Here is an 11,236-nt window from a genome sequence, read left to right on the forward strand (position 1 = left end):
CCGCATTGCACCAGTAGCTCAGCTGGATAGAGTACTGCCCTCCGAAGGCAGGGGTCGTGGGTTCGAATCCCGCCTGGTGCACCATATGTAGAAATGAAAAAGCCTCAGACCGTAGGGTCTGGGGCTTTTTTGTGCACTTCGAAATCAATGAAGCGACTGCACTTGAAACATAAACTCACGACAATCGGGTTCATGATGATGGTGGATTTCCGACACACTATGTCAAACCACCTTGAACTCTTTTCCAGCCAACGCAAAGACTAATCAGAGCTGATCCTGGAGCGCCCAGATGACTGATCAGAACCACGCCGACCTTCCTTCGCCCCCTCAAGGCGAGTTATTGCTATTCCAGAGCATTGACGGTCAGGTACGTCTGGAGTGTCGCTTCGGGGCCGATACGCTTTGGCTCTCCCAATCGATGATCTGTGAGCTGTACGGAAAGGCCAAAGCCACCATCAGCGAACATATCAGCCACATCTTCGCCGAGGGCGAGCTAGTGGAAGATTCAGTTGTTCGGTTTTACCGAACAACTGCCGCCGACAACAAACCTTACAACGTCAAATATTTCAATCTGCCGCTGATTCTCGCGGTGGGCTACCGGGTCCGCTCCAAACGCGGCGCTCAGTTCCGTCAGTGGGCCACACAGGTACTTCAGGAGTACCTGGTGAAAGGCTTCGTGATGGATGACGAACGGTTGAAAAATCCGCCCGTGGGTCACTCGCAAGTACCCGATTATTTCGATGAGTTGCTTGAACGCATTCGAGATATTCGCGCTAGCGAGCGGCGGGTCTATTTAAGGGTAAAAGATATCTTCGCAATGGCCGCCGATTACGCGCCATCGAACAGGGAGACCACCGCGTTCTTCCAAATCATCCAAAACAAACTTCACTTCGCCAGCACCGGCCTGACAGCGGCCGAGTTGATCGCCCAACGGGTTGACGCTACCAAGATGAATATGGGCTTGACTAGTTTCAAAGGGGATGAAGTACGCAAAAGCGATGTGACGATCGCCAAGAACTACCTCAATCAAGAAGAAATCAGTGCTCTAAATCGTATCGTTACTATGTGGCTGGATTTCGCAGAAGATCAGGCATTGATGCGCAAGCAGGTTTTTCTGCGGGACTGGCAGGAGAAGCTGGACCAGTTTCTGGAGTTCAACAGTCGCGAGGTTCTGCAAGGTGCGGGGCAAATCAGTAAACAGGCCGCAGAGGAAAAAGCGCGGACGGAATATGAACTCTATGCCGAACAGCGTCGATACTTGAAAGAGGCAGAAGGTGAAGGATTAGGAATTGAGGCATTGCGTAATATTTCACAAAAAAATCGTCACTGAGGGTGCTTCACATCTCTGGGGCATATGTTTTACCCAACCAAGCAGCAATGGCTAACTCCACCTCAAAAGACACCGACCGCCACGCCTGGGCCGCGCACTATTTGACGGCCATGGGTAAGGCGGTGGTTGATGATGTGGTGAAAGTTCTGACGCAACCTCCCCAGACGGCAACGCCACAAACCGCAGAATAGCGACCACTCACCCTTGAAATGCGCCCCGATTTTTCGGGGCCTGCCATTTTGGGGTGAGTGTTTTCAGGGGCGGCTACGCTCTGCTTCAACCTCATCAATGAGTGCATCAAGCTCGGCAAATAGTGTTTCGGCAGGAATAGCCGGACGTGGGTCATTACGGCTGACGCCTATAGACTCACGTATTTGCTGATAAGCAGCGTCCGGCAAAGAGTGAGCAGCAGGATGGCTATGGTTGAGAACGGCAACATGCCGCCAAAGCGGTTTTTTCATTCTGTCGTCCAGTCAAACTCGTCGTATTCATCATCTTCTTCATCCTCGATCATCTCATCATCAAGAACGTCTTCCTCAAGTTCATCTTCTGCCTGCTTTGCCAGAAGAAACTCCTTACGACTCTCAGTCACTGCTCGCCGCAGTTCCTCACCCTTCACCGGGCAGTTGAGCATTTGGGCGATGCGGTCGATTTTTTGGGCCACGGCATCCTCCAACGCATCGGCTATAGGCCGATAGTGCGCGCTTTCGGGTGTGGTTGCCAAATTGTCGACCGCTGTTCAGCTCATTTTTTCTGCATTTCCTTGAGTTTGGCTGCCAGATTTTCATTGGGAAAGCGCTTGTGCAATGTCGTCATCAGCGCCTCGGCGGCTTGGGTTTGTCCGGCGTCTTGCAGGCGCATCACTTCACGTAATTGATCATCCAGTGACTTGGCCGGCGCGGCGGCGCGTTTGCTGAGTTTGGCTTCGTCGGCCATTTCTCTGTTGATCGACTCGCGCTGCATCGGTGCAGCAAAATCCGCCATCGGCGCAGCCGGTGCGGGCGCGGACAAAGCCTCGGTCGGTGCGGCCTGGGAGCGCGCTGCGGCTTCCGGTTTGGCGAGCGGTGCGGAGGCTTTGGGCGCAGGTGCGAAGTCGTATCTCGGCAGTTGCTCGGGCGTGCGTTGCACCAATGCCAGCATTAGCGCGACACCGACGAGGCTGGCGAATGCCACTTGCCAGCGGGGTTGTTGGCAGGCGCGGAGCCAGCGTTGCCACAGGTTCGGCTTCGGCGCGGGGGCTTCTCGGTGGGCGGCGGCGAGGATGAAGGCGTCGAGGTGCGCCGGTGGTTCGCCGCTGCTGTGATCGCGAAAATGCTTGAGCATTTCATCGTCGGGCGATGACGGTGTTTGTTTGGCGTCAGTCATGTCAGTACCTCCTCGGCCAGCAGCCGACGCAGTTTTTGCTGGGCGTAGCGCAAGCGGCTTTTAACGGTTTCCAGCGGTGTTTCGGTGAGGGTGGCGATCTGCGGCAGGTCGAGGTCGCCGTGGGCGCGCAGCAGGAACACTTCGCGCTGGTCGGCGGGCAGGGTTTGCAGAGCGGTTTCGAGGCGTTCACCGTCGCGGCTCAGGCTCAGCAGTTGTTCAGGGTCGGCTGCGTCGTCGATCAGGGCGTGGGTCTGTTCGTCATAGCTGTCGTGTAAGGGGTTGTGGATGCCATGTTTGCGCCAGTGATCGATCAGTCGGTTGCGGGCAATCTGGTAGAGCCAGGTACGAAAGTTCGCCCGGCCTTGTGGCTGACTGGTGCTGCGGATCAGGCTCAGCCAGGTTTCCTGGTACACCTCTTCGGCCAGTTCGGGTTTGCCGCTGAGGCCGAGGAGGAATCGATACAGGCCCTGGCGGTGGCGAGCGTACAAAACTTCGAACGCCGGCCCGTCGCCAGAGCGGTAGCGCGCCAGCAGCGATTCATCGCTGCTGGCGGTTGAGCTGATTGCAGGATCGGACATGTCAGCTTTCACTCTATCCGGTTGTCGTTGGGCGGTTGATTGGAGGCGGTGGAGGCTCGCAGGCTCTGCGCCAACTCCACCAATTGCACGAACTCACCGCGCAGGCCAAACGGGTCATCAGCCCGTGCGCCACGGGCCAGGGCTTCGGTGTCTTTCAGGCTGAAATCACCGGTGTAACGCCCATCCTTGAGCTGCTGGGAAAACGCAGCGACGGCGGCGGCAAAGCGCAGGTCATCGCTGGCGGCCGAGATTTTACCGGTCTCACTCTTCAGGATTGGTCGTTCGATCAAGCGACTGTTCCCACCTTCCGGCAACTGATAACGCACCCGCAGCATCGCCAATTCTCCGGTTTTTGCGGAAACTTCTGCCCCGGAATTGCCGTAGCGCAACGGCTCCAGCCAGCCCTTCTCGCCCTTGGGCACAATTTCGTACAGCGCGGTCACCGTGTGCCCTGCGCCGATTTCTCCGGCGTCGACTTTGTCGTTGCTGAAATCCTCACGCTTCAAGGCGCGGTTCTCATAACCCAACAGCCGATATTCGCTGACCTGAGCCGGGTTGAACTCCACCTGCAGCTTCACGTTTTTCGCCACTACTGCGAGGGTTGAGCCGAGTTGATCTACCAGCACTTTGCGCGCTTCGCGCAGGTTGTCGATGTAGGCGTAGTTACCGTCGCCGGCGTCGGCCAGTTGTTCCATCAGGTGTTCATTGTAGTTATCCACACCAAAACCCAGGGTGGTCAGGGACACGCCAGTCTTGCGTTTATCCACAGCCATTTGCTTGAGGCTGTCGAAGTCGCTGATGCCGACGTTGAAGTCACCGTCGGTGGCTAGCAGGATGCGGTTGATGCCTTTGGGGATAAACGCCTGTTGCGCCATTTGGTAAGCCAGTTCGATACCCGACGCGCCGGCCGTCGAACCGCCCGCCGTCAATTGCTCGATGGCGGTACGAATTTTCGCTTTTTCCCGTCCGGAAGTCGGCTCCAGCACCACACGGGATTCTCCGGCGTAGACCACCAGCGAAACCCGGTCCTGCTCGCGCAATTGATCGACCAGCAATTTCAGGGTGCTTTTGACCAGAGGCAGGCCTTCGCGACGGTCCATGGAACCGGACACGTCCACCAGAAATACCAGGTTCGCTGGGGCCAGCGTCGCCACCGCGCGATCGGAGGCCTTGATGCCGATACGCAGCAATCGGGTATGCGGGTTCCAGGGTGACGGCGCCAGTTCGGTGGTCACGCCAAATGGCGAGCCGTCGGTGGGCAAGGCGTAATCGTAGGGGAAATAATTGACCATCTCTTCCAGCCGCACCGCCCCTTCCGGCGGTAAACGCCCCTGATTGAGCAAGCGCCGGACATTGGCGTACGCGCCGGTATCGACATCGGCGCTGAAGGTCGAGACCGGCGCTTCGGCCACGCTGTGAATCGGGTTATCGGCCAGCGCCTGATATTGCTCGCGCTGTTCATCCCGGTAGCCCTGTGGATAAGTTTCACCGGCGGGCACCGGCGCGAAAGCGACCAGCGGGCCCGGTCGTGCGCTGCGCTTGGCCATCGCGGTGTCCGCCATGGCCGCTTCGCGCACCAATGCTTCGGTTTTCGGCGCATTTTGAGCTGGGGGCGCAACCGCTGCCGGGTTGCCCGTCTCAGAGGCTGGTGTGGATGAACCGCCGCAGCCGGCAACGGCCAGCAGTAACCCGACGGCGAAACCCTGGGCGGCCGGGCGGAGGACATGCAGAGGAAGTGACATGGGGGCTGACCTCAGGAGGAAATTGACTCATTCATCCTCTGAGACGGACAGCCCGCCAGATTCGGGTTAAGCCGAAGTGAAAAGTCTTCAGCGGTGGTAACGCCGCACCACACTGCTGTTTTTCAGCACATGGCCTTTGATCTGGTCCATCAGCTGCGCGCGAGTCAGGCCGGCAGGCAGGGCTTCTGGCGCCAGGTCCAGGGCGTAGATCTGGATGATGTAGTGATGGATGCTGTCACCGATGGGCGGGCACGGGCCGATGTAGGTAGTGGTGCCTTTGATGTTGGTGCCACCCACGCCTTCGAGGGTGGATTTAGTGCCGACACCGGCCGGGATCTGCCGCGTCGTGGCCTTGATGCCGTAACGAATCCAGTGATCGACGCCCAGGCCTTTCTGGCCGTCCGGGTCGTGCATGACGATGGCGTAGCTGAGGGTGCCCTGGGGGCCGGCGTTCCAGCTCAGGGCCGGGGACTGGTTCTTGCCGCCGCAACCGCTGGCATCGCTGGCCTCCGCCGACGTGAACAGCCGATTGTCCGAAACGCCGGGGATGCTGAGGGTGAAACGCTCCTGGGCCTGCGCCGGCAATTGCACGCAAAGGGCGACTGCAACGGCCGCCAGCCAAGGGTTCAAAGAGGTCAATCGGGTCATACCGGAGCACCTTGTGCGGGGTGGGGCCGTCGTCGGCACGCAAACTATAGCCGGACCGTTCGTGCGGTGGCAGTGGGAATTGGCTGAACCTGGGAATAAGCGCCAAACTCCTAAGTGAAATACCTGCCTGGAGATCGATCATGGCACTGCACCGCGTCGCCCGTTTCGCCGATGTGCCCCTCGACCGTGGCCTTGAAGTCCGGATCGACAAGATGAAAATCGTCTTGCTGCGGGTCGGCGATCAATTGCGCGCCTATCAGGGCAGATGCCCCCACGCCGGGGCTCCCTTGGCCAAAGGTGCCCTGTGTGAGGGCCGGCTGATCTGCCCGTGGCACAAGGCGGCTTATCGGCTCGAAGACGGAGCGCTGTGCGAGCCACCTTCCATGGACAGTCTGCGGCGCTATCCGCTGGAGTTGCGCGACGATGAGGTCTGGGTCGACGACCAGCCGATGCCCGGCCCCAGCACCCCGCCGGAGGATGATAAGCGGACCTTTGCGATCATCGGCGCCGGTGCAGCGGGGACAGCCTGCGCGGCGGCGCTGCGGGAGAAAGGCTTCGGCGGTCGGGTGCTACTGATCGACCGTGAGCCCGAAGCCGGATACGACCGTACGGCATTGAGCAAATTCGTGATTGCCGGGGAAATGCCACCGGACGAAGTTCCGCCGCTGCGCGATGAGGACTTTTATCGTGAACAGCGCATTGAACGGATAAACAGCGATGTGATGGGCCTGGATGCACCGAACCGGACCCTGCGCCTGGCCGATGGTCAATCGTTGAGCTATGACGCCGCGGTGATTGCCACCGGCGGCATACCAAAATCCCTGTCGCTGCCAGGCGCCGATCTGCCGCAGGTGTTCGTGTTGCGCTCGAAGGCGCAGGCGCAGCAGATTCTGACCACCGCAAAACCGGGTCAAAGGGCAGTGATTGTCGGCGGCAGCTTCATTGGTCTGGAATCCGCTTCATCCCTGCGTCAATACGGCCTCGATGTTACCGTCCTGACGCGCCATGCCATCCCTTTCGAGGCGCAATTCGGCGAGGCCGTCGGCAAAGCGATTCGTGCCCTGCACGAGGCCAATAGTGTGGTGTTTCATACCGATGGCGAAGTGGCGAAGATCGAAGGCACAGGCAAAGTCGAAGCGGTGCTGCTGGACAACGGCCAGCGCTTGCCGGCGGATCTGGTGCTGGTCGGCATTGGCGTCACCCCGGCGACCACTCCGTTTACCGATCTGCCGAAGGAAAAAGATCAGTCATTGAGGGTCGACGGCGGCATGCGCGTGACCGACGGGCTCTGGGCCGTCGGCGATATCGCGACCTTCCCGCTCAATGGCCAGCCCCAACGGATCGAACACTGGCGCCTGGCCCAGCAACAGGCGCGGATTGCGGCGGCAAATATGCTCGGCGGCGACGAGCGCTACCTCGACGTGCCGTATTTCTGGACCTGGCACTTCGGCAAAAACTACGACTATCTCGGACACGCCGAGACCTGGGACGAGGTTGAGTTCAAAGGCGACCCAGAAAATCCGCCGTTTATTGGCCTGTTCGGTAAAAACGGCGTGGTGGCGGCAGCGGTTGCGTGTGATCAGGAACGGGCGATGGCAATGCTCGCCGAACGGATGAAACAACCGCTGTCGGTGGACGAGGCGTGGCGCCTGATCCGGGATTTTGCCTGACGCACTTTTTCAAGGCGTCAGGTTCAGACGTGGCTCATCGGCTCGCGGTTGTCGTCATCTTCGGCCGGCAGGCGGATCACCAATGGATGCTCCAATGGCGCCAAGGGCGGCGGCAGTTGGGACGGGTCGACCGGGGTGAAGTGCGTAACGACATGGCTGACATCGCCTTCCTGATCGTTGTGAATGGTCATTGAGCCCGGCGTGCGCAGTTTCGCCAGTCGGTCGCCGGTCAACTTGAAGCTTTTGCTCAGCCCCTGATCGTCCACCACCGGCGCCGGCAAACGGCGCTGGGCGAAGCTCTTGCTTTTGCGTTGTTGATAACGCGCCCAGCCAATCAGGATCACCGCGTTCACCAGCGCCACCCACAGGTAAATCTGCAACGTACCGAGGGCGTCGAAAAAAGATGCATCGATGCGCGGCCCGTCATGGGTATCGATCAACGGCCACAGACCCCGCGCCAGTAAATACAGCAGCCCGATCCAGGCCAGCACGGTGAAGAAAACATCGAGAACGACCAAAAAGGGCCGCTGCCGGGTTCTGATGATTTTCATTTGATGACCTCCTCTTCATCGTCATCCAGCGGCTTGATGCCCCGGTCCGGACTGACCCAGCGCGCGCGCTTCTGATGTTGGCCAAACAGCACTTTGGGGAAGCTGACCAGGGTGGTGAGCAGGCTGATGAACCAGAACACCAGCGGGTACCAGACCACCCAGAACATGGTCCTGCCGAGTCCCTTTTCGTAACGTCGGTCGATCATGATGCTGACCGCAAATTGCACCAGGCAGACCACCGCCAACAGCAGCCCGGTAAAGGCCGGTGGCATCAGGTGATGGACAGCAATGGCAGGCGGCATTTCGACGAACTTTCCGACGCCCCAGAAGATCACCGACAACAGGAAGGTGAAGGCCCAACCGGTGGACAGGCAGTATTCGAACAGCAACGGCCAGAGGTAACGATGGCGGTATTGCCAGATGCCACGGATGTTCTTGAACAACACCTCGGCGCCGCCCTGGGCCCAGCGCAAGCGCTGCTTCCACAGGCCGCCGAGGGTTTCGGGCATGAGGATCCAGCACAACGCGCGGGGCTCGTAGAAAATGCTCCAGTGATCCAGTTGCAGCTTCCAACTGATGTCGATGTCTTCGGTGATCATGTCCGGGCTCCAGTAGCCGACCCGGTTCAGGGCCGTACGACGGAAGGCGACGATCACCCCGGAGACGGTGAAGATCCGCCCGAACACCCGCTGGGTACGCTTGATCAGGCCGATGATCGAGGAGAACTCGCCGACCTGTACCCGGCCGATCAGGGTCGAACGGGTGCGGATTCGCGGGTTGCCGGTCACAGCGCCCAGTCGTGCGTTGTCGAGCATCGGCGCCACCAGATAGGCCGCGGTGTTCGGCGCCAGCAGCGCGTCACCGTCGATGCACACCAGGTACTCGCTGCGCGCCGCGATGGCGCCCATGCGCAGGGCCACGGCTTTGCCCTGGTTCTCCGCCAGGTGCAGCACCCGCAAACGCGGATCCTGCGCCGCCAGTGCGTCGAGCACCGCGGCGGTGTTGTCCTTGGAGCCGTCGTTGATCGCGATCACTTCGATGTTCGGGTAATGCTGGGCCAGCGCCGCGTGGATGGTATCGGCGGCGTTGTCGCCTTCGTTGTAGCAAGGGATCAGGATCGAGATCAGCGGTTCGCCGGCCAATGGTGGCGGCAAGGTGTCGTCCTGCCACGGCCAGTGCCGCTCCCAGTGCAGCCAGAAATACAGGCCGCCGGCGATCCACAGCCCCGACATGAACAGTGGGTAGAAGAATACGAAGTCCATCAGGAATTGCCCGGTGACCAGAAAGATCAGCCCGAGGGGAACCCCCAGGACGATCGCCAGAACCAACAGGGCCAGAAGTCTGTCCAGCATGTTATGGATTCCACTTGTTGGAGAGCGCGGGCCGCACGGCTTTCAGGTCCGGCTGGTTCTCGAGGAAGTTGTCTGGGTAGTAGCCGAAACTGGTGGCGCCCTGACGCTTGAGGCGGCCCATCCAGTCAGCCAACTGCCCGCCGTCGATGTCGGCGTGTTTATTTTTCGTCCAGTCGCGGGCCTGCAATTCGAACACCGTGCGGTCGAGTGCGCCGGGGCGCGATTTGACCGTCGCCACCAGTGCTTCAAGCCAGGGGCCGGATTGCTGATGGCTCTGTTTTTCCATCAGCGGCATGGCCATCGGTGCCGTCCAGTCGTAGGCGCCCAGGAAGTCGTCGAGGTTCTGTGCAAACCAGGCTTCGCTCTCGGGGTTGAGCATCGGCTCGGCGAAAATATTGCGCGCCGTCTTCACTTGCGGGCCGCGAATGGCGCGAACCTTGGCGGTCAGCTCATGGGTGAAATCGATCAGGTAGCGGCTCTTGAACCGCGTCCAGCGTTGCAGGGTGGCCGGATCCTCGCGCAGGGCGGCAATCGAACCGGGCAGGCCGTTGGCGGCATAGACTTTCAGGGCTTCGGGGCCGGCGTCTTCGAAGTCCGACAGCACCGCGTCATCGTGATAAAGGATGCCGTCGACCGAGGTCAGGCGTGCCACGTCTTCGTAGATTTCACCGATGATGCGCCGCACGTTCGGGTCGAACGGCGACAAGCGCTTGTATTGGTCCGGATCGATCGACGTGGTGCCGGTTTTCGGGTCCCAGCGAGTGACTCGCGGCAACTTCGAATCCAGGGCAAAACTCAGCACCGGCATCCAGGCATAGACTTTGACGTGAGCCCGGGTGCGCAACTGCCAGGCCACGCGATCGAAGATATCGGCGCGCATCGGCAGGTGGCGGTTGGGGAAGTACAGCGAATGCACCAGGCCATCGCCCGCGGGATCCGCGAAGGCTTGCAGGAACACCGTGTTGGCACCCATGTCGGCCATGCGCTGGATCAGTTTGCCGAGGTTGATTTCCTGTTGGGCCGGGTCCGGGTCGTAGACGTTGTCCAGATCCACATGCACCACGCGCATCGGCGATTCGGCCTGCACCGCGACGACGCTGTTGGCGAAGTGTTCGCCATCCGGGTCCGAGGCCACCAGAAAGCGCGGGCCGCTCATCAGGTTGTCGAGGGCATCGAGGCCGTCGTCCAGAGTCAGGGCCATCTGATAACCCTGGTCGTTGATCACTTGCAGCGAGGTGCCATCCGCCACGCCGTACGGCCAGACCCAGACTCGCGGTTTGTAGCCAGTGACCTTGCGGATCTTCTCCGAGATGGCCGCTACGTCGGCGCGCATCCGGGCCTGGAATTGGGCTTCAGTTTCGTAGCGACCGGTGGCGGCGTCATAGCGCCGGGTCGCGGCTGCCGGTTGCAGGTTGCCTTGCGGGTTGGCCAACACGCCTTTGTGGCTGGCGTCGGTGTGGGCGGCGATTTCCACCAGGCCGGACCGGGAAATCTCGCGGATCTGCTCCCAGGTCAGGAAATCCGATCGCTTGCGCGGTGTACCGGCGAAATCCACTGGCTGGTTCTGCGGCGTGTCGATCCACACCCCGACCGGCGCCAGCAAGGCGTGCCAGTTATAGGCGCGCAGCACCGGCATTACGCGGGTGTAGAAGCTCGAATAACCATCATCGAAACTCAGCATGATCGCCCGTGGCGGCAGCTCGGGACCGCCGTTGCGAGCGGCCATGACCTGATCGACGGTGACCGGTGTGTAGTTGTTCTCCCGCAGCCACGCCAGTTGCTCGAGCAGGCGCTCGGTGCGCACGGCCACCACCGCCTGATCGGGGTCGCGGTCTTCGACATCGTGGTATGCGATCCCCAGCACATGGTTTTTCGGCCACGGCTTTTCATTGGCCGGCATCGGGCGTTCGGACGGCGGCGCGAAGGCTGGGGCTTGCTGGGCACAGGCGCTGATCAACAGCACTCCCAGCAGGAGGATGAAACGCGAAATAAAAGGCATC

General features: G+C 60.4%; 11 protein-coding genes, 1 tRNA gene and 1 pseudogene. 4 read left to right on the top strand and 9 right to left on the bottom strand.

Going from position 1 to position 11,236, the window contains the following annotated elements:
- Nucleotides 1-7 precede the first annotated feature (7 nt).
- The 3 genes and pseudogenes from JUI81_RS07120 to JUI81_RS07130 form a co-directional block, all read left to right on the top strand.
- Nucleotides 8-84: transfer RNA gene (locus JUI81_RS07120), tRNA-Arg, on the top strand.
- Nucleotides 85-289: 205 nt separating this feature from the next.
- On the top strand, nucleotides 290-1,330 hold the full coding sequence (locus JUI81_RS07125; protein WP_204123990.1) for a virulence RhuM family protein: 1,041 nt from the start codon (nucleotides 290-292) through the stop codon (nucleotides 1,328-1,330).
- Nucleotides 1,331-1,332: 2 nt separating this feature from the next.
- A pseudogene (locus JUI81_RS07130) lies at nucleotides 1,333-1,521 on the top strand (DUF3077 domain-containing protein); the annotation flags it as partial.
- A 63-nt stretch (nucleotides 1,522-1,584) separates the two neighbouring features.
- Here JUI81_RS07130 and JUI81_RS07135 read toward each other — a convergent pair.
- From JUI81_RS07135 to JUI81_RS07160, 6 genes are all read right to left on the bottom strand, one after another.
- Nucleotides 1,585-1,791: a hypothetical protein gene (locus JUI81_RS07135; RefSeq protein WP_239077664.1), complete on the bottom strand. Its 207-nt coding sequence runs from the start codon at nucleotides 1,789-1,791 to the stop codon at nucleotides 1,585-1,587.
- On the bottom strand, nucleotides 1,788-2,054 hold the full coding sequence (locus JUI81_RS07140) for a hypothetical protein (protein WP_239077665.1): 267 nt from the start codon (nucleotides 2,052-2,054) through the stop codon (nucleotides 1,788-1,790). The genes JUI81_RS07135 and JUI81_RS07140 overlap by 4 nt, the downstream gene beginning before the upstream one ends.
- 20 nt (nucleotides 2,055-2,074) lie before the next feature.
- Nucleotides 2,075-2,695, bottom strand: coding sequence for a hypothetical protein (locus tag JUI81_RS07145; RefSeq protein ID WP_204123992.1), 621 nt, complete (start codon nucleotides 2,693-2,695; stop codon nucleotides 2,075-2,077).
- On the bottom strand, nucleotides 2,692-3,273 hold the full coding sequence (locus JUI81_RS07150; RefSeq protein WP_019581690.1) for an RNA polymerase sigma factor: 582 nt from the start codon (nucleotides 3,271-3,273) through the stop codon (nucleotides 2,692-2,694). Before JUI81_RS07150 ends, JUI81_RS07145 begins: the two co-directional genes overlap by 4 nt.
- An 8-nt stretch (nucleotides 3,274-3,281) precedes the next feature.
- Complete coding sequence (locus JUI81_RS07155) at nucleotides 3,282-5,015, bottom strand: VWA domain-containing protein (protein ID WP_204123993.1); 1,734 nt, start codon at nucleotides 5,013-5,015, stop codon at nucleotides 3,282-3,284.
- Nucleotides 5,016-5,102: 87 nt separating this feature from the next.
- On the bottom strand, nucleotides 5,103-5,663 hold the full coding sequence (locus JUI81_RS07160; protein ID WP_019581688.1) for a YbhB/YbcL family Raf kinase inhibitor-like protein: 561 nt from the start codon (nucleotides 5,661-5,663) through the stop codon (nucleotides 5,103-5,105).
- A 140-nt stretch (nucleotides 5,664-5,803) separates the two neighbouring features.
- Here JUI81_RS07160 and JUI81_RS07165 point away from each other — a divergent pair, with 140 nt between their 5' ends.
- Nucleotides 5,804-7,333 carry an apoptosis inducing factor family protein gene (locus JUI81_RS07165; protein ID WP_204123994.1) on the top strand — a complete coding sequence of 510 codons (1,530 nt, stop codon included), beginning with the start codon at nucleotides 5,804-5,806 and terminating at the stop codon, nucleotides 7,331-7,333.
- Between the two features lie 23 nt (nucleotides 7,334-7,356).
- Here JUI81_RS07165 and pgaD read toward each other — a convergent pair whose 3' ends face one another.
- The 3 genes from pgaD to pgaB are packed head-to-tail and all read right to left on the bottom strand — an operon-like array spanning nucleotide 7,357 to nucleotide 11,235.
- Nucleotides 7,357-7,884, bottom strand: coding sequence for a poly-beta-1,6-N-acetyl-D-glucosamine biosynthesis protein PgaD (pgaD, locus tag JUI81_RS07170; protein WP_019581686.1), 528 nt, complete (start codon nucleotides 7,882-7,884; stop codon nucleotides 7,357-7,359).
- Complete coding sequence (pgaC, locus tag JUI81_RS07175) at nucleotides 7,881-9,236, bottom strand: poly-beta-1,6-N-acetyl-D-glucosamine synthase (protein ID WP_019581685.1); 1,356 nt, start codon at nucleotides 9,234-9,236, stop codon at nucleotides 7,881-7,883. The genes pgaD and pgaC overlap by 4 nt, the downstream gene beginning before the upstream one ends.
- Before the next feature lies 1 nt (nucleotide 9,237).
- A complete protein-coding gene (gene pgaB / locus JUI81_RS07180; RefSeq protein WP_204123995.1) occupies nucleotides 9,238-11,235 on the bottom strand; it encodes a poly-beta-1,6-N-acetyl-D-glucosamine N-deacetylase PgaB in 1,998 nt (665 codons plus the stop codon).
- Nucleotide 11,236: the final 1 nt, after the last annotated feature.

The organism is Pseudomonas sp. 008 (genome assembly GCF_016861935.1).
Taxonomy (GTDB): Bacteria; Pseudomonadota; Gammaproteobacteria; order Pseudomonadales; family Pseudomonadaceae; genus Aquipseudomonas.

Excerpts from the sequence above, each read along its gene's own strand:
- JUI81_RS07125 (WP_204123990.1), top strand. The coding sequence starts at position 290 with ATGACTGATCAGAACCACGCCGACCTTCCTTCGCCCCCTCAAGGCGAG.
- JUI81_RS07135 (WP_239077664.1), bottom strand. The coding sequence starts at position 1,791 with ATGAAAAAACCGCTTTGGCGGCATGTTGCCGTTCTCAACCATAGCCAT.
- JUI81_RS07145 (WP_204123992.1), bottom strand. The coding sequence starts at position 2,695 with ATGACTGACGCCAAACAAACACCGTCATCGCCCGACGATGAAATGCTC.
- JUI81_RS07150 (WP_019581690.1), bottom strand. The coding sequence starts at position 3,273 with ATGTCCGATCCTGCAATCAGCTCAACCGCCAGCAGCGATGAATCGCTG.
- JUI81_RS07155 (WP_204123993.1), bottom strand. The coding sequence starts at position 5,015 with ATGTCACTTCCTCTGCATGTCCTCCGCCCGGCCGCCCAGGGTTTCGCC.
- JUI81_RS07160 (WP_019581688.1), bottom strand. The coding sequence starts at position 5,663 with ATGACCCGATTGACCTCTTTGAACCCTTGGCTGGCGGCCGTTGCAGTC.
- JUI81_RS07165 (WP_204123994.1), top strand. The coding sequence starts at position 5,804 with ATGGCACTGCACCGCGTCGCCCGTTTCGCCGATGTGCCCCTCGACCGT.
- pgaD (WP_019581686.1), bottom strand. The coding sequence starts at position 7,884 with ATGAAAATCATCAGAACCCGGCAGCGGCCCTTTTTGGTCGTTCTCGAT.
- pgaC (WP_019581685.1), bottom strand. The coding sequence starts at position 9,236 with ATGCTGGACAGACTTCTGGCCCTGTTGGTTCTGGCGATCGTCCTGGGG.
- pgaB (WP_204123995.1), bottom strand. The coding sequence starts at position 11,235 with ATGCCTTTTATTTCGCGTTTCATCCTCCTGCTGGGAGTGCTGTTGATC.